The 24,457-nt window shown below is 45.0% G+C and carries 18 protein-coding genes; 15 read left to right on the forward strand and 3 right to left on the reverse strand.

What is annotated here, in order from left to right; genetic code table 11:
* Positions 1-327: 327 nt before the first annotated feature.
* Positions 328-1,557 carry a DUF4861 family protein gene (locus tag F0261_RS07815; protein WP_049589020.1) on the reverse strand — a complete coding sequence of 410 codons (1,230 nt, stop codon included), beginning with the start codon at positions 1,555-1,557 and terminating at the stop codon, positions 328-330.
* 178 nt (positions 1,558-1,735) lie between these two features.
* Between F0261_RS07815 and kduD the strand changes: the two genes are divergently transcribed.
* From kduD to F0261_RS07870, 11 genes are all read left to right on the forward strand, one after another.
* Positions 1,736-2,494, forward strand: a complete 759-nt coding sequence (gene kduD / locus F0261_RS07820) for a 2-dehydro-3-deoxy-D-gluconate 5-dehydrogenase KduD (RefSeq protein ID WP_014976831.1) — start codon at positions 1,736-1,738, stop codon at positions 2,492-2,494.
* Between the two features lie 40 nt (positions 2,495-2,534).
* Positions 2,535-3,380, forward strand: a complete 846-nt coding sequence (gene kduI, locus F0261_RS07825; protein ID WP_049589026.1) for a 5-dehydro-4-deoxy-D-glucuronate isomerase — start codon at positions 2,535-2,537, stop codon at positions 3,378-3,380.
* Positions 3,381-3,410: 30 nt separating this feature from the next.
* Positions 3,411-4,394, forward strand: a complete 984-nt coding sequence (locus F0261_RS07830; RefSeq protein ID WP_014976833.1) for a TRAP transporter substrate-binding protein — start codon at positions 3,411-3,413, stop codon at positions 4,392-4,394.
* A 2-nt stretch (positions 4,395-4,396) separates the two neighbouring features.
* Positions 4,397-4,882, forward strand: coding sequence for a TRAP transporter small permease (locus F0261_RS07835; RefSeq protein WP_014949872.1), 486 nt, complete (start codon positions 4,397-4,399; stop codon positions 4,880-4,882).
* Positions 4,882-6,177 carry a TRAP transporter large permease gene (locus F0261_RS07840; protein ID WP_049589019.1) on the forward strand — a complete coding sequence of 432 codons (1,296 nt, stop codon included), beginning with the start codon at positions 4,882-4,884 and terminating at the stop codon, positions 6,175-6,177. Before F0261_RS07835 ends, F0261_RS07840 begins: the two co-directional genes overlap by 1 nt.
* A 146-nt stretch (positions 6,178-6,323) precedes the next feature.
* Entirely contained in the window at positions 6,324-7,340 is a 1,017-nt protein-coding gene (locus F0261_RS07845; protein WP_171337610.1) for a LacI family DNA-binding transcriptional regulator, read from the forward strand.
* A gap of 209 nt (positions 7,341-7,549) precedes the next feature.
* A complete protein-coding gene (locus F0261_RS07850) occupies positions 7,550-9,040 on the forward strand; it encodes a UxaA family hydrolase (protein ID WP_171337611.1) in 1,491 nt (496 codons plus the stop codon).
* Positions 9,041-9,051: 11 nt separating this feature from the next.
* The gene (gene uxaC / locus F0261_RS07855; protein WP_171337612.1) at positions 9,052-10,467 is read left to right on the forward strand and encodes a glucuronate isomerase; all 1,416 of its coding nucleotides are present in this window, start codon (positions 9,052-9,054) and stop codon (positions 10,465-10,467) included.
* A gap of 2 nt (positions 10,468-10,469) precedes the next feature.
* The gene (locus F0261_RS07860) at positions 10,470-12,011 is read left to right on the forward strand and encodes a mannitol dehydrogenase family protein (protein WP_171337613.1); all 1,542 of its coding nucleotides are present in this window, start codon (positions 10,470-10,472) and stop codon (positions 12,009-12,011) included.
* On the forward strand, positions 12,011-12,649 hold the full coding sequence (eda, locus tag F0261_RS07865) for a bifunctional 4-hydroxy-2-oxoglutarate aldolase/2-dehydro-3-deoxy-phosphogluconate aldolase (protein ID WP_039216584.1): 639 nt from the start codon (positions 12,011-12,013) through the stop codon (positions 12,647-12,649). Before F0261_RS07860 ends, eda begins: the two co-directional genes overlap by 1 nt.
* Positions 12,646-13,617: a sugar kinase gene (locus F0261_RS07870; protein ID WP_171337614.1), complete on the forward strand. Its 972-nt coding sequence runs from the start codon at positions 12,646-12,648 to the stop codon at positions 13,615-13,617. Before eda ends, F0261_RS07870 begins: the two co-directional genes overlap by 4 nt.
* Before the next feature lie 145 nt (positions 13,618-13,762).
* Here the strand turns inward: F0261_RS07870 and F0261_RS07875 are convergent, their stop codons facing one another.
* Together F0261_RS07875 and F0261_RS07880 are read right to left on the reverse strand one after the other, a co-directional pair.
* Positions 13,763-14,698 carry a GDSL-type esterase/lipase family protein gene (locus tag F0261_RS07875; RefSeq protein WP_171337615.1) on the reverse strand — a complete coding sequence of 312 codons (936 nt, stop codon included), beginning with the start codon at positions 14,696-14,698 and terminating at the stop codon, positions 13,763-13,765.
* 203 nt (positions 14,699-14,901) lie between these two features.
* A complete protein-coding gene (locus tag F0261_RS07880) occupies positions 14,902-17,601 on the reverse strand; it encodes a TonB-dependent receptor (protein WP_014979617.1) in 2,700 nt (899 codons plus the stop codon).
* Between the two features lie 682 nt (positions 17,602-18,283).
* Between F0261_RS07880 and F0261_RS07885 the strand changes: the two genes are divergently transcribed.
* The 4 genes from F0261_RS07885 (at position 18,284) to F0261_RS07900 (ending at position 24,420) form a co-directional block, all read left to right on the forward strand.
* Positions 18,284-19,489 carry a glycoside hydrolase family 105 protein gene (locus F0261_RS07885; protein ID WP_014979618.1) on the forward strand — a complete coding sequence of 402 codons (1,206 nt, stop codon included), beginning with the start codon at positions 18,284-18,286 and terminating at the stop codon, positions 19,487-19,489.
* A gap of 33 nt (positions 19,490-19,522) precedes the next feature.
* A complete protein-coding gene (locus F0261_RS07890; protein WP_014979619.1) occupies positions 19,523-20,989 on the forward strand; it encodes a glycoside hydrolase family 28 protein in 1,467 nt (488 codons plus the stop codon).
* Between the two features lie 13 nt (positions 20,990-21,002).
* Positions 21,003-22,205, forward strand: a complete 1,203-nt coding sequence (locus F0261_RS07895; protein WP_171337616.1) for a pectinesterase family protein — start codon at positions 21,003-21,005, stop codon at positions 22,203-22,205.
* A 91-nt stretch (positions 22,206-22,296) separates the two neighbouring features.
* Positions 22,297-24,420: a response regulator gene (locus tag F0261_RS07900; protein WP_014979621.1), complete on the forward strand. Its 2,124-nt coding sequence runs from the start codon at positions 22,297-22,299 to the stop codon at positions 24,418-24,420.
* Positions 24,421-24,457 lie beyond the last annotated feature (37 nt).

The raw sequence follows: 24,457 nt of genomic DNA on the forward strand, positions 1-24,457 counted from the left end.
GACACCAAAATGAAGCTTTATTGACACAAGGGTATGAAAAAACGAATAAAACAAATGCGAAGATTTACGAAGGCGCTGTAATCATTGGGATTATTGAATACTCAATCAAGAAAACCTAAACCACTCAGTCAGTTTATGAATTATTTGTTTCACAATACTGGTCAGAGCTTTGTGCCCGTGAACACAACAGCACATAACTGCTTGAAAGTTGGATGGGCTAAAATGGAAAAAGTGGGTAGTTGAAGAAGGCAATTAGAGAAAGACATAATATAAGCTAACGGGCTACGCATTTCGCTACAGCCCGCTAGCCTGGTCGCTAAGTAATACTTAGTTTAAGACGGTAAGAGGATGATTATACATCTTTAATTTATTAACCAGATAATCTTCGAACTGCTTTGCAGTTTGTACATCACTGCTGCGCTTAGGCCAAACCGCGAGAATTTTATAATCTAAAGCGGTTAAAGGTTTGAACAATACAAGGTGGTCATGTTCACCCTCGAATACCTTTTCGACCTGATCTAATCGATAAACAACGGCTAATCCTAAGTTGTCATTATCTGCCAAGATACTTTGCGTTCCCCAAGTCGCTACAACGCCCCACTCTCCACGCTCGGCTTTAATCACCTGCATTCCATCATGCGCCACTAAACCTGCGACAATATTATCCGATGGCTCTGATACAAAAACGCTGATGTGGGTTGTGGGGTCAAACGCATCAATTCGATAGTGCGTGGTAACGTCGATGCTGTCCGCTTTCGCATCAGACGATGACCACCCTTCGTAGCCAACCTCGAACTCAGCCCGCAACTGAGAATTCGAGACTAATTGGTATTGCGTATTCTCTACATGCTGAAAGTGCATAACTGTCTGCGTTGAGGAGTCTTGGGTTTCTTGTTCTGTTAATCGACCTAGCGCACCCACGCCCAACGATCTACCAACTTTAAGCGCGTCTCCACCCCACGAAGATAAATTATGATAGCTATCGTAGCCGTCTTGCCCCACCTCAGGTAATACTACACTGTCGTTCGCTTTAACAAAGACATCAATAGCGTTACGCCAATCAAGATAAAGGCGATAGCCCATTTGATCTGACTCCCAGCCTGGTCCTTCGTAACGCAAAAAGTAAGAATGATCGGTCAATTGCGGAGGCGATGTGAATGAAGTAACTTCTTCAAAAGAAAAACCCTCAGCGCTATATACTGCGTCTTGCCATTCTCCTCCTGTTCTTACGGAAAGTTCAGCGTGCGCCCGGTCTTGGAGGTTAACATTCGTAGCTTGCTCAGGTGGCCTAAGTTCCAATGACGCACTACTTCCTGGCGCAATGGATGCTGCACCTAGTAACACCGCTTGCCCTTCGCTATTCTCAATCCATTCTGACGGATATTGCTTTAACTTCCACCCCGAATATTGCGGGGGCAGAGATACTTCAAAAATTTGATCGCCACTACCACCGTCTGCCGAATTTTTCACCTTAACAGACAAAGCCGAATTTATATCCCCTTGTGAGCAACTTGCCAATAATGGCACCAAAATTAGACCTATCTTACTAAATTTCATCACTTTTATGCTCTCCATCGGTTGTTAACGCATTTAACTAATTAACGATATTTATAAACAATATATTGACAAATGCCACCGGTGGCAATTATTTTAAATTTTGTTAACGAGATTTTTCAATTTAGTATGTCGATAAAATTCGTCATACCCATGAACCATTTAGTGAAAGGTAAATTACATGGTCAACTTTAGCCTAGAAGGTAAAACCGCATTAGTGACCGGAGCAAGTCGAGGTATAGGCCAAGCGCTTGCTTTAGCACTCGCCACTTCTGGCGCCTTCGTCATCTGCGCCAGTTCTCGACCAGGTGGATGTGACGAGACACTACGTAAAATTCAAAGTGAAGGTGGTCAAGCCATGGCATTAGATGCCGACCTCGCTGATGCCGACGCGGTAGTTAAACTTGCTGAAGATGCGTTAAGCATTAAAGGACACATCGACATCCTGCTGAATAACGGCGGCACTATTTTCAGAGCACCAGCAACCGACTTTCCTTTTGACGAGTGGAAAAACGTGCTTGCTGTCAACATCGATTCAGCTTTCCTACTTAGCCAAACTATTGGCAAGACGATGGTAGAACGGGGACAAGGCAAAATCATCAATATTGCATCAATGTTAAGTTATACAGGTGGCATCACCGTTCCTGCCTACACAGCGAGTAAACACGCCATCGCGGGTCTTACGAAAGCGCTAGCAAACGAATGGGGCCAATATAATGTGCAGGTGAACGCAATTGCGCCAGGTTACATCAAAACCGATAACACCCAAGCACTGCAAGATGATGAAACGCGCAGTGCTGAAATTTGTGCCCGCATTCCAGCTAATCGCTGGGGGGAAAGTGATGATTTAGCAGGTGCGGCGGTATTTCTTGCTAGCGCAGCAAGCAATTACGTAAACGGCCATATCCTTGCCGTCGACGGCGGCTTTCTAGCACGTTAATTCACGAATGGGGGATACAGCCATGAGCGATAGAAAAGACATGAGCAAGAAAATAGACACCCGATATGCTATCGGTCGTAAAGAGGCCAATGCTTACAACACGCAAGAATTGCGTGACGCGTTTTTAGTCGACGCCCTAATGACACAAGGTGAAGTCGTGTGGATATACACCCACTACGAACGCTTTATGCTTGGAAGTGCCGTACCGACAACGTCAGCGCTAACGCTAGAAACCATTGAAGATCAGTTAAAGATGCCGTTCTTTACCGCCCGTCGCGAAGTCGGTGTAATTAATATCGGCGGGCCTGGAACCATTACTGTTTCAGGCACCACTTATCACCTAGATAATGAAGAGGCCTTGTACATCGGACAAGGCAATGAAGAAGTCATTTTTGAGTCGGACAATGCGTCCAATCCTGCCAAATATTACTTAAACTCGGCGCCGGCTCACCACGCCTATCCCTGCAAGAAAATAGGCAGCACAGATGCAAACATCCTTCACTTAGGCAGCCAGGAAACCTCCAACAAGCGTGATATCAAACAGTTACTTATCAATACTGTTGTCGATACTTGTCAGCTTCAAATGGGCCTAACGCGTCTGCATACAGGCTCTGTCTGGAACACCATGCCAGCTCATCAACATGACCGACGCAATGAAGTGTACTTTTACTTTGATATGGATAGCGAAAGTCGCGTATGTCACTTCATGGGCGAACCTCACGAAACTCGCCATATTTTTGTAGCGAATGAAGAAGCCGTGGTATCGCCACCTTGGTCCATTCATTGTGGTGTAGGTACTGGAAGCTATGCATTTATCTGGGGAATGGCAGGTGAAAACCTGGATTACGATGATATGGATAAGTTTCCGCCTTCACAGTTGCGTTAAGCAGCCCTGCTCTAATTAGGTGTAATGATTATGTTGCGGTATATAAAACTCACACTGTCAGCCACGGCCCTGTTGCTAACCTCGGCGTGTTCGCAAAATGAACTGCAAGGCGAAGTCACCGTATTGCGCTTGGGGCATACGCTGGACACTCAACACTCAGTACATAAAGCAATGGAATATCTTGGAGAGCGCCTAGATTACTATTCTGACGGTACAATGAGTGTGGTTATTTACCCGAGCAGCCAGCTGGGAACCGAGAGGGAGATGGTAGAACTGCTGCAGATTGGCTCACTCGCCATGACTAAGGTGTCGGCAAGTCCTTTGGAAGGGTTTGCTCCCGAAATGAAGATTTTTAGCATTCCCTACATTTTCCGCGATAACGAACACTTCTGGCGTGTATTAAACAGCGATTTAGGCGATGAGTTGCTATCTGGTGTTGAAGACTTTCGACTTAAAGGTCTCGGCTATTACGATGCGGGAAGCCGCAGTTTTTACACCAACGACAAACCAATAGAAACACCAAGCGATCTGAACGGGCTCAAAATTCGCGTATTGAACAGCCCTACTGCAGTAGCAACAGTTCGCGCACTCGGAGGAGCTGCAACCCCCGTTGCCTGGGGAGAACTGTACACTGCGCTTCAGCAAGGCGTTGTAGACGGCGCAGAGAATAACCCGCCCAGCTACTACCTTTCACGTCATTATGAAATTGCCCGTTACTACAGTCTTGACGAGCATACCAGTGTTCCAGACGTCATGCTGGCATCGCTGCCGGTATGGGAAAGTTTGAATGAACAGCAGCAAACGTGGCTAACCAAAGCAATGGAAGACTCTGTTGAATACCAACGCGAACTTTGGAAAACATCTACGCAAGCCTCTTTAGAAAAGGTAAAAGCCGAAGGCGTCACAGTTATTACGCCTGATAAAGCGCCTTTCGTCGAAGCGGTAAAGCCTTTTCATAAGAGCTTTGAAGACACGCCAATTGGCGACTTAATTACGCAAATAAAAGCGATGTAACAATGACAATAATACGCCTCATCGATAAAGCCTTAGCCGGCACCCTTATTATTGCCATGGTAAGTATTTTACTTACCGTAATTTGGCAAGTGGTCTCACGTTACGTACTTAAAGACCCCGCTTCGGTCACCGAAGAGTTGTCTAGGTTCATACTTATTTGGATTGGCATCTTAGGTGCGGCCTACGCCTATCGCCAAAACGCGCATTTGGGGTTCAACTTAATTGTTGAGCGTCAGTCTCGTAAAGTGAAACGCCTTCTACTTACCTGCGTTGAAGTCATTGTCATTATCTTCTGTGTATTGGTGATGGTTTACGGCGGTGCTGAACTAGTGTCTCTTACATTAGAGCTAGAGCAAATCTCAGCGGCGCTAGGTGTAAAAATGGGCTTTATCTATAGCGTGCTTCCCTTATCTGGAGGCCTTATCATTGCCTATGCACTGGTTAACATTACTGCACTTTGGCGAAACAACAATAAGGAGTCAGCGTAATGGAACTGACCGGTATTATCTTAGTCGTCACCTTTTTTGTACTCCTTCTTTTAAATGTTCCCATTTCAATCAGCATTGGTGTAGCCACGCTGCTTGCTATGGTAATGAGCATGGACATTGCTCCGGCTACCATTACTATTGCCCAGCGTATGGCAGGTGGTCTTAATAGCTTTGCGCTCTTGGCAATCCCATTTTTTGTTTTATCTGGCCTTATCATGGGACGCGGCGGGATAGCCAAGCGATTAATTGAATGTGCAATGGCGCTTATTGGTGCCCTTCCCGGTGGTTTAGCCTTAGTAAATGTTGTTTCCTGCATGCTGTTTGGTGCAATTTCAGGGTCTGCAGTAGCGACTACGTCTGCTATTGGCAGCTTCATGTTGCCCGAAATGAAGAAAGCTGGCTACGAGCCGAATTTTAGCGCAGCGGTCACTGCCGCTGCATCAACTACGGGAATGTTAATTCCGCCAAGTAATATCTTAATTGTATACGCAATCGCTAGCGGTGGCGTATCCATCGCCGCCCTCTTTATGGCTGGCTATATTCCAGGCATTATGGTGGGTCTAGCGCTCATGCTGGTGTGCTTTATCTACGCAAAAATGAAGGGATACCCCCTATCGCCGCGGCTTCCTATTAAAGTAGTTGTCGAAAAAACTATCGCAGCACTCCCTTCCCTATTCCTCATATTCTTAGTGATTGGCGGCATTGTGGGCGGCGTTTTTACCGCTACCGAAGCTGGTGCCATTGCGGTGGTTTACTCATTGCTGTTAGCTGTGGTGTTTTATAAAGAAGTGGATGCGAAAGCCCTACCTGATATTTTCTTGAAGGCGGCAGAAACGACGGCAATTGTAATGCTGCTTATCGCGGCCTCAACGGCGATGTCTTGGCTATTGTCGTTTGAGAACATTCCGCAAACCTTAAGTAACGCACTGTTGTCGATAAGCGATAACCCATTACTTATTCTTCTCTTAATCAACCTATTGCTTATCGTAGTTGGTGCATTTTTGGATATGACACCTGCCGTACTTATTTTTACGCCCATATTTTTGCCGGTGGCCTTAGAACTTGGAATGAGCGAACTGCAATTCGGCATCATGCTCGTGCTCAACCTGTCTATCGGATTGTGCTCACCGCCCGTCGGCGCCGTACTTTTCATTACCTGTGCCATTGCCAAAACTAAACTTGAGAACATCATTCGACCGCTAATACCTTTATATGTGGCTATGTTTGTCGTTCTTATGCTAGTTACGTATGTCGCATGGTTCAGCGAAGCGCTACCACGTGCACTAGGATTTTAGTAAGGTAGAATCATCAAAACTGAAAGGTGTGGTCAGGCGGAGTTTGATCACACGAACTTTCACTTTTGAGTAACAAAAACATATTGCCCGTATTTGTGTGGTAATATCGGAAGTAACGACATAATAGCGCGGAAAAACAGAGAATTATGAACAAGCGCCCGACGATCAATGATGTTGCAGCCCTAGCAGGTGTTTCAAAGCGTACCGTGTCACGCGTCATTAACGGTGCGACCAATGTGGGAAAAGCAACACGTGAGCGCATTGAAGCGGTCATTCAAGAAACGGGGTTTGCCCCTGACAAGCAAGCGCGTGGTTTAAGTACTAGCCGCTCATACTTGATAGGCCTAATTTACGACAACCCCGATGCCTTGTATATCGACCAAGTGCAAAGAGGCGTGTTAAGCATATGTTCTCAAAAGGGTTATGAGTTAGTTGTACACCCGTGTAGTTATAATGCCGAAGGTTTTGTAGAAGACTGTATTAACTTTGTGCGTCGTTCAAACATAGATGGTGTCATCATATTGCCACCGGTATCCGAATCGAAGGTATTAGCCGACGCGCTGCAACAAAAGAGCATTAACTATGTGCGAATGGCGTCAGTAGATTTAGATGACCATCAAAATATCGTAGTGAGTGACGACAGAGCTGCTTTAAGTGACTTAGCGCGCTATATGGTTTCACTAGGTCATAAAGACATTGGTATCATCAGCGGTCCGCAACAGTATTATTCCTCAAAAGAGCGTTTGGAAGGCTTTGTTGAAACGCTTAACGGCCTGGGGGTCGATGTACCTAAAAACAGGGTAATTGAGGGTAAAAACAGCTTCGAAAGCGGTATAGAATGCGCGCGTCAATTGCTTATTCAGTCACCACGAGTTAAAGCTATTTTTGCAAACAACGATGAAATGGCAGCAGGCGTATTGAAAGTGGCTCATGAAATGGGAATAACCGTACCTGACGAACTATCCGTCGCGGGGTTCGATGACAACCTACTTGCTGCCCGTGTAATCCCTGCCCTTACTACTGTTCAACGTCCCGTTGGCGATATGGCAGCTATCGCAGTGCGTAAAATCATCGCGCACATCGAAGGCAGTGAAGTTAGTGAAACCGAAACGTATCTGGTCAAACCTCACCTAATTATTCGCGATTCAATCAAAAAAGTGTGATTTTTTACAATGAAGTGTTGCTAACACTTCTTTTTCGACCTATTATGCCACCGGTGGCACGACAATAAAAAAGAATGTTAAAAATAAACAATTTGTAAACAGAGCGTAAAAAGCAACGTTTTCTAATCTATCGCTCCTTTTAAATACACAGTGCTTATTTAACAACGCTTAGCGGTTAAATAAGCCGTAAAGATAAAGCAGGACTTGTAATGGACGTTAAAACACAACTAGTTAAAGTGCATAATAACGATAACGTTGCGGTTGCAACCTGCCCTATCGTGGCTGGCACTTACATCGCTGAATATGACATTACAGTTAGCCAAGACATTCCTGCTGGCCATAAAGTTGCCCTAGTTACCGTGTCAGACGGTGGCGACATCGTAAAATATGGTTTCAGCATTGGTGCTGCAACAAGCCAAATTAATGCTGGTGAACATGTTCACAGCCATAACGCAAAGACTAAGTTAAAAGGCACTGAACAATACGTTTACGCGCCGTCAAATACCGCTTCAAAACAAAACCATCTTACTTCTGGGTTACAGTTCATGGGCTACAGAAGAGAAAATGGAAAAGTAGGTATTCGCAATGAAGTATGGATCATCAATACCGTAGGCTGCGTAAATAGAACAGCAGACCGTATTGCCAACGAATGTAATCGTCGTTTCGCTAGCGAGTGCGACGGGTTCCGCGCATTTACCCACCCTTTTGGCTGTTCTCAGCTGGGCGATGATTTAGATGACACGCGCACTATCTTAGCCTCTCTCGCATCTCACCCGAACGCTGGTGCGGTGTTAATTGTAGGCTTGGGTTGCGAAAACAATCAGCTTAAGAGTTTACTGCCTCACGTTGATAAACCGGCAAATCGGGTTCGCTTCTACAACGCACAAGAAGTGGTAGATGAGTTAGAAGAAGGTGTCAATGCGGTTTATGACTTGTTAAAAGTAATGGCTAATGACAAACGTGAGCCTATCGACGCTAGCGAATTAACCTTAGGCATGAAGTGTGGTGGTAGCGACGCTTTTAGCGGTATTACTGCCAACCCAACAGTAGGGCGTGTTACCGATTTAATGTGTAATCTAGGTGGCTCGGTCATTTTAACCGAAACGCCAGAAATGTTTGGCGCCGAACAGCTTTTAATGAATCGCGCTAAAAACAAAGACGTATTCGAGGCGTTTAACTCGCTGATTGATGAGTTTAAGAACTACTTTATCGCCCACAACCAACCTATTTACGAAAACCCGTCTCCAGGCAATAAGGCAGGAGGTTTAACCACGCTAGAGGAAAAGTCTCTCGGCGCGGTTCAAAAAGGTGGAACGTCTACTATTCAGTCTATCTTGCAGTATGGCGAGCCCAAGCAAGATAAAGGCTTAAGTTTATTACAAGCACCTGGTAACGATGCCGTTAGTTCAACGGCGTTGGCAGCATCGGGGGCACATATCGTTTTATTCACCACAGGCCGAGGCACGCCCCTTGGTTTTCCTGTACCCACAGTCAAGATATCGTCAAATTCAGATATCGCTAATAAGAAGCCACATTGGATAGATTTTAACGCTGGACAAGTTCTGGAAGGCATCTCTATCGATAAGTGTGCCGAAGCGCTACTCCAACATTGTTTGGCAGTGGCATCTGGTCAACAAACCTGCAACGAGAAGAATGGCAGCCATGAGATTGCTATTTGGAAACGTGGCGTCACCCTCTAAAAGAGAGCGTTATGGAATCGATATTATTACATGAAGATAGACTTTTTCCTGCCGATGAAGCAACCCGAAGTGTTGCAAAGGCGCTGTATAAGGAAATTCGAGATCTCCCTATCATAAGTCCACATGGCCATACTGACCCACGTTGGTTTGCACAAAACAATAATTTCACCAATGCAACCGAGTTGTTTATCACCCCTGATCACTATGTGTTCAGAATGCTGTATAGCCAAGGTATTAAATTAACCGATATTGGTGTGCCACGTTGGGACGGCGGTGAGACGGAAAAGGATCCACGTAAAATCTGGAAACTTCTGGCAGATAACTATCATCTATTTGCTGCCACACCATCGCGTTTGTGGTTAGACACTGTATTTCACGATGTATTTGGTTTGCGAGAGATGTTGTGTAGCGACAACGCAACGCATTATTACGACCACATCACTGCGCAGCTTCAAGGGGATGACTTTAAACCCCGTGCACTGATGGACCGCTTCAATATTGAAGTGATTGCTACCACCGAAGGTGCGCTTGATGCTCTTCCCCATCACGCAGCGATTAAAGATACACCGTGGGCAAAGCGGGTTATTACCACCTTTAGACCTGATGATGTAGTCGATGCTTCACGCGAAGATATTGTTTCAAACATTGAGAAACTTGGTGAACTCACTGGTGAAGACACGGCAACCTGGCAGGGCTACCTGAACGCAATTCGTGCAAGACGTGCCGTCTTTAGAGAGCACGGTGCGACAGCAACAGACCACGGACACCCAACAGCAAATACTGCTGATTTAAGTGAAGCAGAGTGTATTGCTTTATTCGATAAAGTAAGAAGTGGAAACAGTAACGCTGAAGAGCAAGAGCTATTTAGAGCGCAAATGCTTACCGAATTAGCGGGAATGAGTGTAGAAGACGGCATGGTGATGCAAATTCACCCTGGTTCGCTTAGAAACCACAATAGTCAGCTCTTTGCACAGTTTGGTCGCGATAAAGGCCACGACATTCCAATGCAAACAGATTTTGTTAAAGCGCTTCGCCCGTTACTCGGTAAATACGGTAACGAGCCTAACCTGGACATAATTCTATTTACATTAGATGAAACCACGTACAGCCGTGAATTAGCACCACTTGCAGGCCACTACCCTTGCCTGAAACTCGGTCCTTCATGGTGGTTCCACGATAGCCCTGAAGGCATGTTGCGCTTTAGACACCAAGTGACAGAAACCGCTGGTTTCTTCAATACAGTTGGTTTTAACGACGATACACGCGCCTTCTTGTCTATCCCTGCGCGTCATGATGTTGCCAGACGTATTGATTGTCGCTTCCTTGCACAGCTAGTTGTGGAGCACCGCATCAGTGAAACAGAAGCGACCAGCATTGCAAGAAAACTCACTTATGATTTTGCTAAACAAGCGTACAAACTGGGGTAATCATGACAAAGCCGTTATCAATTTCAACGCTACCTCTTTTAAGTGACAGCGTAAGTAAACCAAATTACGACCTGGAAGCAACCGGTTGTGGCATTGTGCATATTGGTCCAGGCGCTTTTCACCGTGCGCACCAAGCGTATTATACCGAAAAGGCGCTGGCTTATGGCGGTGACTGGCGCATTCACGGTGTATCAATGCGCAGCGCATCACTTAAAGAAGCGTTGAGTACACAAGACAATCTCTATGCGTTGTGTATTGTTGATAACGAGCCTGAAACCCACATTATCGGCGCAATAAAAACCCTTTCAACATTAGCACATGATCGTGAAGACATTGTTGCTGCGCTGGTAAACAAGCAAACTAAAATTGTGACGCTTACCGTGACAGAAAAGGGCTATTGCCTTAATGCGCAAGGTCATCTAGATACTGATCATCCGGATATTAAAGCTGATTTAGTCACGCCAGAAACACCGGTAAGTGCAGTTGGCCTAATTGTGCAAGCGCTAGCACAACGTAAGCAGGCAGGCTATGCAGATATTACCATTATCAGCTGTGACAACGTGTCAGACAACGGTAAAAAGCTGCAAAAAGCGGTGACCGAGTTCGCCAATAAAACGGATGAATCACTCGGCCAATGGATCAGCGAGAACATCGCCTTCCCCTGCACTATGGTTGACAGTATTACGCCAGCAACTGAAGACAGCTTTAAAGCCAACGTTGCCGCTGAGCTGGGTTTAACTGATAACTGGCCTATTCAGCGAGAGGCATTTACTCAATGGGTGGTTGAAGATAATTTTTCTGGCCCACGACCTGCTTGGGATAAAGTTGGCGTTACTTTTACTCATGATGTGAGCTTTTTTGAAAAAGCTAAGCTTCGCATTCTAAACGGCACACATTCAACACTGGCCTACATAGGGTTATTGCTTGGCAAGGAAACCGTATTCGACGCAATGCGTACCCCAGCCATAAAGCAACTGATTCAAACCATGTTGAAAGAAGAAATTGTGCCGTCTCTATCCAGTGATAACGAGAATGCCGATAGCGGAACACAAGACTTCGATCTGAACGCTTACGCACAAGACATTGTTAAGCGCTATGAGAATAAGCATATTCGCCACCTGTTGTCGCAAATTGCTTGGGATGGGTCACAGAAAATCCCATTTCGAATTCTCGACACAGTACGCGATAACCTAAAAGCAAAACGAAATATTGATTTGCTCTGCAGTGCCGTTGCGGCCTGGTGCCTATTTGTAAACAACAAGGCACGTTTAAACGAAACTATCACCGACCCGCTAGATAGTATGTTAAGGGCCACAGCAAAATCGGTAGACTTTCAGGCAATAGAACTTGCTAAAAAATTGCTATCTCTTGAAACCATGTTCGCTGAACTGTCGGTAAACACTACGTTCAAAGAAAAAGTGCTCGAAAAAGTTAATCAGCTGCTTAGCATTTTATCGCACGAAAACAGCAACGAAGGTCAGCAAGGTTCTGCTCCCACTACGTTAACAGAAAGTTCGCTAGATTCACTAAAAGGAACCGCGTGATGAAAAGTACCTTTTCCATGCTTAAAGGCGCCCCATTACTCCCTATTATTCAGCCTAAATCTGTTGACGAGGGGCTTCACCTAGCAGAAGCAATTGCAAATAGCGGCCTGTGCAACATAGAAGTAGTGAAACGCAGCGACGCAGCATTTGAAGCCCTGTCAGCGATTAGAAAACAGTTTCCTGAACTCGTTGTGGGCATGGGCACATTGTTAAATCGCAACCACGTATTTGAAGCGTTGGATGCAGGCGCGCAATTTTTGATAACGCCCACAAGCTCAGAGACATTGCTCGATACACTGATTGCGTCTAATGCACCCTTTTTGCCAGGTGTCGCTACGCCTGCCGATATTCTTTTGGCGCACCAAAAAGGCATTCGCGAAATGAAGTTCTTTCCTGCGAGTCTTAGCGGCGGAACACCTTTTCTTAAAGCTATTTCAAGCGTATTTAGCGATGTTTCCTTCTGCCCTACCGGCGGCATTAATGGCGACAACGCGAATGAGTATCTCTCGCTTGGCAATGTTCGAGCAGTAGGCGGTACATGGATGATGCCCAAGGCAGCTATTGAAGCACAAAATTGGCAAGCGATTACTTTGGCATGCCAACAAAGCCTAACATTATTTGATGAGGCCGCGGCATGAGCATAGTTGATACCAAACAAAGAATGGTTATTTTTGGCGAGTGCATGGTAGAGCTTCGAAGCACTCAGCGTGAGTCATCAGTGAGTACGCGCGATGAAAACACAGATAATAATCTGATGGCGAAAAGCTTTGCTGGCGACACGTACAACACTGCGGTTTATTTAAAACGCTGCTTGCCTTCATCTTCCATTAGCTACTTAACAGCGATTGGCGCAGACTTTTTAAGCGATGAGCTGCTGTTTAAAATGGGTGAGCACGAAATTAACACTGATTTAGTGTTTCGCTCGTCGTCGCGTAACCTTGGCCTGTATATGATCCGCAACGACAACGAAGGTGAAAGAACCTTTGCATATTGGCGTAACCAATCTGCAGCAACACAGACGCTCAACATCATGAAGGGCGCCGAGTTTGCGTGTGACTGGTTTTATTTGAGCGGTATCTCTATTGCCATTTTAGACGACGAACAGCGTGCTACACTATTCGAACTGATTTCGTCCCTCAAGGCCAAAGGCAGTAAGATTGCCTTCGATCCCAACTATCGAGCACGCCTTTGGTCGTCTCAAGAGGATGCTAAATACTGGACGGGTAAGGCTTATGCTGAAGCAGACTTAGCGTTCCCTGGCGCAGACGACCATTTAATGCTGTTTGGCCACACCAATGCTGATGAAATATTTAGCTATTTAGCCGACAAACAGATTGAAGAAATCGTAATGAAAAACGGGGCAGTTGGCGTTCATATACTCCGCCAACAAGAGCAATGTATTGTGCCTGTTGAGCGTGTTGAACAGGTGGTTGATACAACGGCTGCTGGCGATGCATTTAATGGCGGTTATATGGCCGCTCGACTTGCAGGTAGAAAGCCTGTTGAGAGCGCGAGCTATGGGGCAAAAGTGGCAGCGACTGTGATTACCTACCCCGGTGCCATTATATCAGGCGATGCCTTCACTAATCACATACCGTCGCTATAGTCGGTATGTGACATTCCTCTTTCTTTTCTCTTCTATTTCCTGCCATTGTAACCATAAGCAAGCACGCTAATTAAAATAAAGGCGATCCCCCAATAAAAAGACGCGGCACGCCCGCAATAACGCGCCACTTCATTTTTATGCGAGCTTACAACGTGTCTCGATATACGTATTTTGCCAGTGGGTGCGCTGTCGCTTTTAGCTGTCGCACGAATATTTGCGCCATTTTCGCCGCGCCCACAACGTTCAAGTGAGTGTCGTCCGTTTTGCCTTCAGGGTAGCGCGCATAAAGGTCGGCGGGCACCTTAATGAAGTAATGGTTGCTGTTAGGCTCGCCTACCTGTGCAAGAAAATCGCAAGTTAAAGCGTTCATAGGAATAAATGGCACGCTATTTTGTGCTGCCACTTTCTTCGCTGCATCGGCATACGCCAGCAACGTGCGTTTCAACACGCCTTCCTCGGTGAAATGACGCCTGCAAATACTACTTGCAATAATCACTGATGCGCCTCTCGCTTCAACGTCTTGCACAAACTGTTTCAAATAAGCAGGATAGGCATTTTCCGGGTCGGCATAGCGAGCGGGGTCCGACTGTTTTTGATCGTTGTGACCAAACTGAATTACCACAAAGTCACCTTCAGAAAGATCGGATAACAGAAGCTGCCAGCGTCCCTCATCTACAAATCGCTTTGTGCTTCTGCCGTTAGCCGCATGGTTTTTAATATTAAGATTGGGCAGCATGAATTCAGGAAGTAATTGCCCCCACCCACGTTCTGGATATGACAACATAGGCTTGTCTGACATGGTTGAATCGCCGACCAGATGTAGGGTAACTGGCTTTTTGTAGGGTGGAGCTTTTACAGCCTCTTCACTGCCTTTATTAGTAGCGCTTTGGATTGAAGCACTTTGGGAACCCGAACTGGTAAGTGCATAAGCGCTAGATTGCGCCGCGTAACTAATGTGAAGTGTACTCGTGCCTTGCTGGTCTGCTACTGCAAAAGTACTCGATACAACAAAAACGCTTGCAAGACTGTAGCGCAGCGCGTTGAATATTTTCCCTGTGGTGAGTTTACTTGAATTTTTCACACCTTTTCTCCTTTTCAATATTTCTTTTGTTACGATGCAAATTGCTCAAAAAGTGAGGTAGAGGCGTGCTGAACTCCTCCCGGCCTGCACTTTTTGCACATAAAAAAGGCCATCATTACGATGGCCAAACACACCCGTCTTCACGGAACACAACATTTAATTATTATCTCAGGCCGGCCAACATAATTGGCCGGCCTGTTTTTTTACATAGTATAACGAGCGCCCAAGAAGAACTGACGGCCCGTGTGGTTGTACTCACGTACCAAGTTCAAAGAGCCATCACCCGTGGTAAACAAGCGCTCGTACTCATCGGTAAGGTTAATGACTTCAAAGGTCAACGTTAGCTCGTCGTTTACGTTATAAAATGACGAGAAATCTACCTGCGTAGGTCCTGTCGTACCGTGCGCAACGTTACCATTGCTGCCAGTAAAGTCTGTCAGGTAATCGTCGCGTTTGTTAACTGACACACGCGCACCGTATTGGTCTGTTTCGTAATACACCGTAAAGTTGTACGATGTTTCACTCATACCTTCGATGTCGTCAGCATTAACGTGAGTGTAGTTCGACACGATACCCATGTTTTCGAACAGTCCTGGTAAGAAACTTAGCGGCTGCTGATAAATTAACTCATAACCGCTTACACTTCTGTCTTCAGCGTTAATTGGACTGCTATGCTCGTATGGAATAGTGCGTGGGTCTAGCGCAATTACAGGGTCAAACTGTGCATCGTTGTCGATAAAGTCGTAGTAAGCACTGTCGACTAAACGCTCTTCTGATGCGCGAACAATCCAGTTATCAATGTCTTTGTAGAACACTGTTGCTGCTAGTAGCGCTTCGTCATCGAAGTACCATTCAACACCAAAGTCAACGTTGTTCGACGTAAACGGATCAAGGAATGGGTTCCCCACGCTCACCGAGCCGTTAATATAATCAAAGCTTGGGTTACCAGGGTTTAATGAGTTCAGGCTTGGGCGAGTCATAGACTGTGTTAAGCCAAGACGAACAACTACGTCATCAGTTGCTTCAAGTGCTAAGTTAACTGCTGGTAAAAAGTTATTGTATTCGTTTTCGATTTGTACCGTTTCGCCTTGAATAAAGCCTTCAGAGGTTGTGGTTGTTTTCACATAACGCACACCGTAATTAGCGCGAAGTAACATGTCGGCAATCTCATAGCTCGTATCAAGCTCAAGGTACATAGCTGATGTTTCTTCGCCTACTTGCCAGCTTTGTGCAGAACGCGGTGTCCAAACAACATCTAACAATTGGCTATTAATAGCGTCAAAGTCGGCAACAAGGAACGGGTCAAGAGGGCCATCAAAACCACTTCCGAAATCGTCTACCGGCATCATTTCAGCAAAACCTACTGCCGAGTCTTGGTCTGGGAAGCCATTTATTTGCTCTTCACTGTAGGTTACAACACGGTCATTGTAGGCAAACCCAGCCTTAATCGTGACTTCATCACCTAAGTATGTCGCATCAAATTTGACCGTGTCGTTTTCACGCAATACATCAGTAGCACGTAATCGGCCATCGCTTAGGTTATAGTTACTTGCATCGTTAACATCGTAACCGTAAGTCACTTCTGGCGCGTTGCTGTTATTGCTAAAGTCAAAGCCGTAGCTGGTTTCGTCCAGCAGCGTCATATTGTAACGATATTGCTCTGAACGAGCGTCAGACTCTGCGGTACCTGCCATCATATCAAGTTTAAGGTTTTCACCAATAAACCACTCGCCAGAAATTACAAATTGGCTAAAGTCAGTGGTTGATTCTTGTAAACGGCTTTCAATACGCGATTTAATACCGTCGTACGTACCAGCCAACACCTGTTGACCATTAGGATGAACAGTAATGGAGGTAGGCGTAATTTCTTCAAATGTACTTCTGAACATGTGGAAGAAGTTATACATGGTACGGGTGTTATCAAGCTTGGACACTAAACCGTCTAGCGTTAGTGTGAAATTATCTGTTGCAGCCCACTGAATTGAACCGGTGAAGCCTACACGCTCTTGATCATTACCAAAGTAATCAGGTCTAGGTAAACGAGGTGTCCATAAACAATTAATCGGGTCTACCGACTCACCTTCATACTGGCAATCATCTACGTCAGGTGTGCCGTTAACAACCGTGTTTGATGTATCGCCAAAGATGCCACCACCATCGCGAACTGGAGTAGTCCAACGAACTGTACCAAAACCTTCCTGTCTTACTGTGCGCTCTGAGAACGCGGCCGAGAAAAGCACACCGACTTTGTCGTCAGCGAAACGGTTGCTGATCATGAAGGCGGCGCGAGGATCGGTCTCTTCTGTAATGCTGTTATAGCCGCCTTGAAGAGATGAAACGAATTTAAAACCGTCGTAATCAAACGGCTTTGCCGAATACAGATCAACCGTACCTGCAATGCCGCCTTCTTCCATAGAGGCAGTAGGAGATTTTTGAATATCTACGCGGTTGAACAATTCAGAAGCGAAAATGTTAAAGTCAAAGCCACGTCCACCGTTTACACCGCCACCTGAGTCTGTGCCATCTGTACTTGCTGGCACTTCCATGCCATTAAGTGTTGTGCGGGTAAATGAAGGGCTCAAACCACGCAAAGTAATTTGGCGCCCTTCTCCACCTTCACGAGAAATGGCTACGCCGGGTACACGTTGAATTGACTCAGCAATATTTAAGTCCGGGAATTTACCAATGTCTTGCGCAACAATTGATTCTTTACTGTTAACTGATGTTCGCTTTTCCATCAGTGATTTATTAAGTGATCCACGAAAGCCTGATACTTCAATGACTTCCATATTTTGCGCTTCGGTTTCACTGGCTTGTTCGTCTGTGGCTTCTTGCGCATGAATATGTGCGCCTGACAACGCTAGCGTAACAAGAACAGCGAGTTGCTTTTTCTTTGGTAACATTGTTGTTTCTCCGGTTTTTATATTTATAAGAGACGCGCATACTGACAAAAGGTGAAGATGCTTTTGAAACGTGTGTGAACTATTCAAATTTACAAAAATTCAACATTTATCGTATTTAACCATCTCACTCCCCTTTATGCCACCGGATAACATTTTGGTGATTAATACCGTCAATGCTTTACATTTATCCGATAGCACGTCTTGGCTGTTAAGGAAGCGAAAACGCGTCAATTCTAATTCATTCTCTGTAGTGGTTTCGTAAACCACCAAAACCTTGAATGAGAAGAGTTGCAGGGTACAGCTATGTTTTCTAATTAACGCAAAACTTCTCTTCGGCAATAATGTAAACCTCGAAAACAACACTCAAGCTTTACATTTGATTTACATCCTAAACAGTTATGCTACCGGTGGCAACTATTTTGTTGAAAAAATTTACAATAAGTAGAAATTTAATATGCAGTGATGAAAGAAGAAGAGACTATTTGGACTAACCCAAATAGGATGAAAACATTAATTAAGACATTTAAATACAGTAATTTACGTTATATTAGACGCTTTTTAAACGCGTAAAATAAAAGTTAAAAAAATGTAAATAATTCCGTTGACATATGAGCAAATAAAAACCATTATGCTACCGGTAGCACAGAGTGTATTTACAATGTTATAAAAATAAGGGTTTGTTATGCTAAAAGGTATTCTACGCGCAGCTTCCGTTGTAGCTTGCACGGCGTTTGTTTCTTCCGCTGCTAATGCAAATGATTGGGTACAAATGCCTCTCGACAACACACAATCATGGTCTATGAGAATGATAGAGTCTGAGATGGTGCGTTTCCCAGAAGCTTGGCAAATCGATTGGGATGAGAAGCCACAATGGGATTACGTTCACGGTCTCAACCTCCTTGCCATAACAGAAGTCTATCAAGATACTAAAGATCCCCGCCTCCTGTCTTATGTAAAAGGTTACTACGACATGTTGGTTCAACAAGACGGAAGTATCAAAACCTATGATATCAATAAGTTTAATATTGATATGGTTAACCCTGGTAAAGTGCTGTTTTTCCTCTATGAAGAAACCGGCAACCCTAAGTACAAAAAAGCCGCTGACCTACTTAGAACGCAGCTTACTACTCACCCACGTACCGAGCAAGGTGGCTTTTGGCATAAGAAACGCTATCCAGACCAGATGTGGCTTGATGGCCTATACATGGGGGCCCCCTTCTACGCTGAATACATTGTTAAGTACGGCGATATGAAAGAGCTAGACGACGTATTTCTGCAATTTGAACTCATTGAAGAGCACCTTTACGACGAAAAAACAGGCCTCCCCTTACATGGCTGGGACGCATCTAAAAAGCAAAAGTGGGCTGATAAAGAAACAGGTCTTTCTCAACATCACTGGTCACGTTCGCTAGGCTGGTATGCTATGGCAATGGTGGATGTGCTAGAAGTTGTTCCTGCCGAACACCCAAAAACACCGTGGCTAAAAGCGCGCTTTAAAGCGTTTATCGACGCTACGCTTACCTATCAACATAATTCAGGCACCTGGTATCAGGTTACTGACTTGGGAAGCCGTGAAGGAAACTACCTTGAAGCATCAGGTACAGCAATGTTGACCTACGCTATGGCTAAAGGTGCAAGCCTTAAGTTTCTTCCTAAGGAATACAAAGCTCATGCAGAAAAAGGGTTTGCTGGACTCCTTGATCAAATGATTTCGGTTAATCCAGAAACTAACGTCATCAGCCTTGAACAAGTTTGCGCTGTTGCTGGTCTTGGTGGAAATCCATATAGAGATGGTTCATTCGACTACTACATGAGTGAGCCAATCAGAGCAAACGACGCGAAAGGTGTAGGTCCATTCATTCTGGCTGCACATTATTTGAATAAGTAAAAAGCGCTAAATCGTTAATAAAAGGGGTATATGATGGTCCGACCTAACTCACCGAATGCCAGACGTCACTTCTTAAAGTCTGGTCTCGCCACCACTGTTGCAGCTTCTGGGATGGCTGTAGGTGTTCCTACATTCCTATCCGGATGTGCAAATGTGACCGAAACGGGAAGGACTCAACGCCAGTGGGACGCTGAAGCAAACCTTATTAAAGGGATGATAAAGCGCCCCACCTTTGCAAAGCGCGAAGCTAATGTTACCGACTTTTTAAATGAAAATGGCAGTGATTTTAAGCAAGCGTTACATGCAGCTATCGACCAAGTCGCACGCCAAGGTGGTGGCAAAGTGGTTGTGCCAAAAGGCGACTGGCTATGCAGCGGCCCAATTCACTTACAGTCGAATATAAACTTGCGTATTGAGGCAGGCGCAACAATTCGATTTTCTACCAACCCTGAAGATTACAAACCATACGTTTTTACTCGCTGGGAAGGTATGGAGTTAATGGGTTACTCCCCTCTTATTTATGCTTTTGAACAAAGTAATATCGCAATTACCGGCAAAGGTACGCTTGACGGTAGCGCGGCGAAAGACAACTGGTGGCCATGGAAAGGTAAGTGGAAGGCTTCAACATGGGGTGACGATCCGGTTGAGAACCAAAAATATACCAGAGACACGCTGCAAGAAATGGTAGAAAACGGGACACCCGTTAGTGACCGCGTTTTTGAAAATAATTACCTGCGCCCTCCGTTTATACAACCTTACCGCTGTGAAAATGTACTTATCGAGGGTGTTACCATCCTGCGCTCTCCATTTTGGTTAGTTAACCCTGTGCTTTGCAAGAACGTCACCGTTAACGACGTGTACTGTAAAAGTTTCGGCCCAAATTCGGACGGGTGCGACCCTGAAAGCTGCACGAACGTCCTTATCTCTAACTGTACATTTGATACAGGGGACGATTGCATTGCCATTAAATCTGGACGCAATGCAGACGGCAGAAGGGTCAATGTTCCCTGTAGTAATATCGTCATAGAACATTGCGAGATGAAGGCTGGCCATGGCGGTGTTGTAATCGGCAGTGAAATATCCGGCGGTGTAGAGAATCTCTATGCTCAGCATTGCACCATGAGTAGCCCTGATTTAGACCGCGGCATTAGAATTAAAACCAACAGTATTCGGGGTGGTCACCTAAAAAATCTAAACTATCGCAATATCGATATTGGGACGGTGAAAGACGCTGTTGTCGTGAATTTCTTCTACGAAGAAGGTGATGCCGGTAAATTCCCTCCTCTACTGGAAGATATCACTATAGAGAACTTGAACGTTGCGTCAGCTAACCGGGCCTTTGTGCTTCGCGGGTATGACCATACGCCTATTTCTGGGTTGACGTTGAATAACATAACGATAAAACGTGCGCTTAAAGATGCCGTTATCGAAAACGTAGCGCATCTTTCAATAAACAATGTGTTTATTAATAGCCAACCATTTAACAAGCACGGGCTGTAGAAGAATAAATACTATGGAATTTAATAAAGCACGTGTCAGTCTTAGTTTAGCCTTTGTGTTGCTGGCAGGTATACTTTTCAGTGGATTAAGCGCGGCAATGCCAGCAACGACGGATGTTGTGGTAGCTAAATCACATGACAGTGACGATGACAGTGACGTAAGTAAGGACGCTTTACCTCATTTTAACTCTGTGTCCCAAGCTGTTGCTTATATCGCGTCTCACAAGCCACAAAAAGATAAAGTATGGACCGTCTTTATTAACGAAGGCATTTATCGAGAGCGTGTCGTCATAAACGTTGATAATGTTCACTTTGTGGGCCAGTCGCAAGAAACAACGACTATCGTTTTCAATCGATATGCAGGTCAACAAGTCGCAGAGAATTCTCAAGAAAAATGGGGAACTCGTCGCACTGCCACTGTGGAGATTTTAGGTGATAATATCACTCTGGAAAATATCACTATCACCAATGATTTTGATTATCCCGGTAACGAGGTCAAAGCAAAAGACGACCCTACTCGATTATCAGGTACGCAGGCAGTAGCGCTTAAAACCGATGTGAACTCAGATCGCACTTACCTTAAAAATGTCGCACTCTGGGGTTACCAAGATACCCTCTATTTAAAAGGTGACCGCGCTCTGATTGAAGGCGGAACAATAGCAGGACATATTGACTTTATTTTTGGTGAGGGCACCGCGTTTTTTGAAAGCGTTTCTATTGTTTCCCGTACACGTTATTCTGGCGGTGATAGCGAAGGACTAACAGGCTACATTACCGCCCCAAGCACTCATTTACAGCGCCCTTATGGATTAACGTTCAATAACTGTAGGCTTGAAAGAGAACACGGCGTTCCAGATGAAAGCGTGGCACTGGGAAGGCCTTGGCATCCTACAACCACCTTTTCAGATGGCCGATATGCAAACCCTTACGCTGTAGGTAAAACAACGTTTATCAACACCTATATGGCAGGTCATATCATCCAAAAGCGCTGGACTACTATGGGTGGAACTACGCCATCAGGTACAAAGAGACCATTTAATCCCCACACAGAAGCAAGATTTTCCGAGTACCAATCTCATGGAGAAGGTGCACCTAAAGCAGTCTCCTCACCAGCAATAAACTCTCATTTTCTGAATGATAAAAACGCGGCTTTTTACACTAAAGAGGCGGTATTGCGAGGCTGGGTGCCTAATAACATTCCGAACGATATTAAATAGAGCAACATAAGCGTAAGTAATTTGCTCGGCACATTGCGTAACCACTTGGTATCTATTATCTTTTAGTTATCACGGTGCCACTACTACCCTTATGTCTATACGTGTTCGTTATATCGTTGCGTTATTGCTAACCGCTACACTCGTCACTCTTTCTTTTATTGTACTTTATGAATTAATCAGTGATCAGAAGAAGGATGCGGAAATTATCAATATCGCGGGTCAGCAACGCATGCTTTCACAGCGTATTGCGTTGCTCACCTCTACACCAAACATTTGCGACGACAGTGAAGAGCAAAGGTATTTGGCGCAATCGTTAGCACGTTTCAAACAAAATCATCAACAGCTTGTGTCACTCGATAACCTTCCCTCCTCTATCTCTAATACTTACTTTAACGAAGGCCAGCTCGACAACAAAGTAAACCGATACATAAAAAGCGCCGATCAAATTTTAGATGCAGCACAGTGTCAGCCCACTACGCTTTTAGATATTCAAGCGCTGACATCGCTATTACAACAGCTTGATTATGTCGTCGCGCAGTTCGAGCAAGACGCCACTGCTAGAGTAGATGTGGTTCTTTCGATTGAAGTTTACTTATGGCTAGCCACACTCGCTCTATTATGTATCGAGGCAGCATTCATCTTTTCCCCTATGGAGCGTACCGTTAAACGGTCATTTGCCAAACTAACGAGCTTGAAAGAGCAAGCAGAAAGTTCGGCTGATGAGGCTCGTAGAGCAAGCAAAGCAAAATCAGAGTTTCTTTCAAGCATGAGTCACGAACTTCGCACACCAATGAACGGCCTGTTTGGCATGATCGAGTTGGCCATAGACAACCCTGACAAAAGCAACATCTACCTTAAAAAAGCCAAAACTGCTGGTAGGCAACTCCTTGTGTTAATCAACGATATTCTCGATATATCAAAAATTGAAGCAGGCAAAATCAAAATTGAACAGGCGCCAGTCGACCTATTACAAGTCTTGGACGATGTGGTGTCGTTACAGCGGGTTTACTGCCAAAGAAAAGGTCTTGAATTTCATTACTTAAAAGACCCTGACTTACCTCACGTAATTAAAGGCGATATCACTCGTATTTCGCAAATTCTGCACAACTTGTTAAGTAATGCAATTAAGTTTACTGAACTAGGTTCTGTCACGTTAAAGGTCACCTATACCAAACGCCCAAACGGCAATTATTTAAGCTTCGATGTTATTGATACCGGCATTGGTATCGAGTCATCTAAGCTTGGTAATATCTTTAAGAAATTTGAGCAAGCCGACCAATCCACCACCCGCGAGTACGGGGGCACAGGACTAGGGTTAAGTATTGCGAAGCAGTTGGCGAAACTCATGCTCGGCGACATCAATGTAACTTCATTTGTAGGTCAAGGAAGTACCTTCAGTTTTACTATGGCAGCGGAAGAATCTCAGCTGCCTGACATTAACGTTGAACCCAGTGCTAATTTGCGCTGTGCGATAGTTGATGATTTACAAACCAGCCGCGAATATTTTGAGCATGTCGTTACTTCTATGTCGATTGTGCCCCGAAGTTATGATAGTGCAAAAGCCTACCTATCAGACAGCCCACTGGCTTTCGACGTTATTATTCTTGATTTGTCTATGCCAGAGATGAGCGGGGTCGATTTGATAGAACAGTTGAAGGCGATGAACCCAGATAAATTTCCTAAAATCATTCTTATCTCTGCTGAACTGGAACGACTAGAAGATGAAAATGATGTTTCTGAACTTATCTGGCGCACGCATGCTAAGCCCATTAATCGTCGAGAACTTGAGCATGATTTAGGAAAGTTAATTGATACAAAACCCGTATCTCATAATGATGTTAAAGAAGGCAATAAGAAGAAACGCATACTGCTAGCTGAAGACAACGACATCAATGCCGAAATCGTGAAGACTATATTGCAGTCCGAAGGCTATAAGTTCCTGCATGTTAAGAACGGAAAAGATGCAATAGACGTGGGCAAGCGACATCAATTCGACCTTATTTTGATGGACTGCAATATGCCCGTCATGGGAGGAATTGAGGCATCAACGATTTTACGCAAGGCATTGGAGGTTGATACTCCAATTGTTGCGCTCACTGCAAACGCTTTCGCAGAAGACAAAGAAGAGTGCTTGGCTGCCGGCATGACTGACTTTTTAGCCAAGCCTTTAGACAAAGACACGCTGCTGGTTTGTATCAAGAAATATATCGGTTAGCTGCATGTACTAACACTCAACAAGGTGCTGTTTGGCA

The sequence above is a fragment of the Alteromonas sp. 07-89-2 genome, from assembly GCF_013113925.1.
Taxonomy (GTDB): domain Bacteria; phylum Pseudomonadota; class Gammaproteobacteria; order Enterobacterales; family Alteromonadaceae; genus Alteromonas; species Alteromonas macleodii.

Coding starts and splice junctions, on each gene's coding strand:
- F0261_RS07870 (WP_171337614.1), top strand. CDS start 12,646: ATGAGCATAGTTGATACCAAACAAAGAATGGTTATTTTTGGCGAGTGC.
- F0261_RS07830 (WP_014976833.1), top strand. CDS start 3,411: ATGTTGCGGTATATAAAACTCACACTGTCAGCCACGGCCCTGTTGCTA.
- F0261_RS07900 (WP_014979621.1), top strand. CDS start 22,297: ATGTCTATACGTGTTCGTTATATCGTTGCGTTATTGCTAACCGCTACA.
- F0261_RS07840 (WP_049589019.1), top strand. CDS start 4,882: ATGGAACTGACCGGTATTATCTTAGTCGTCACCTTTTTTGTACTCCTT.
- F0261_RS07885 (WP_014979618.1), top strand. CDS start 18,284: ATGCTAAAAGGTATTCTACGCGCAGCTTCCGTTGTAGCTTGCACGGCG.
- kduD (WP_014976831.1), top strand. CDS start 1,736: ATGGTCAACTTTAGCCTAGAAGGTAAAACCGCATTAGTGACCGGAGCA.
- kduI (WP_049589026.1), top strand. CDS start 2,535: ATGAGCAAGAAAATAGACACCCGATATGCTATCGGTCGTAAAGAGGCC.
- F0261_RS07850 (WP_171337611.1), top strand. CDS start 7,550: ATGGACGTTAAAACACAACTAGTTAAAGTGCATAATAACGATAACGTT.
- F0261_RS07845 (WP_171337610.1), top strand. CDS start 6,324: ATGAACAAGCGCCCGACGATCAATGATGTTGCAGCCCTAGCAGGTGTT.
- F0261_RS07860 (WP_171337613.1), top strand. CDS start 10,470: ATGACAAAGCCGTTATCAATTTCAACGCTACCTCTTTTAAGTGACAGC.
- eda (WP_039216584.1), top strand. CDS start 12,011: ATGAAAAGTACCTTTTCCATGCTTAAAGGCGCCCCATTACTCCCTATT.
- F0261_RS07890 (WP_014979619.1), top strand. CDS start 19,523: ATGGTCCGACCTAACTCACCGAATGCCAGACGTCACTTCTTAAAGTCT.
- F0261_RS07835 (WP_014949872.1), top strand. CDS start 4,397: ATGACAATAATACGCCTCATCGATAAAGCCTTAGCCGGCACCCTTATT.
- uxaC (WP_171337612.1), top strand. CDS start 9,052: ATGGAATCGATATTATTACATGAAGATAGACTTTTTCCTGCCGATGAA.
- F0261_RS07815 (WP_049589020.1), bottom strand. CDS start 1,557: ATGAAATTTAGTAAGATAGGTCTAATTTTGGTGCCATTATTGGCAAGT.
- F0261_RS07880 (WP_014979617.1), bottom strand. CDS start 17,601: ATGTTACCAAAGAAAAAGCAACTCGCTGTTCTTGTTACGCTAGCGTTG.
- F0261_RS07895 (WP_171337616.1), top strand. CDS start 21,003: ATGGAATTTAATAAAGCACGTGTCAGTCTTAGTTTAGCCTTTGTGTTG.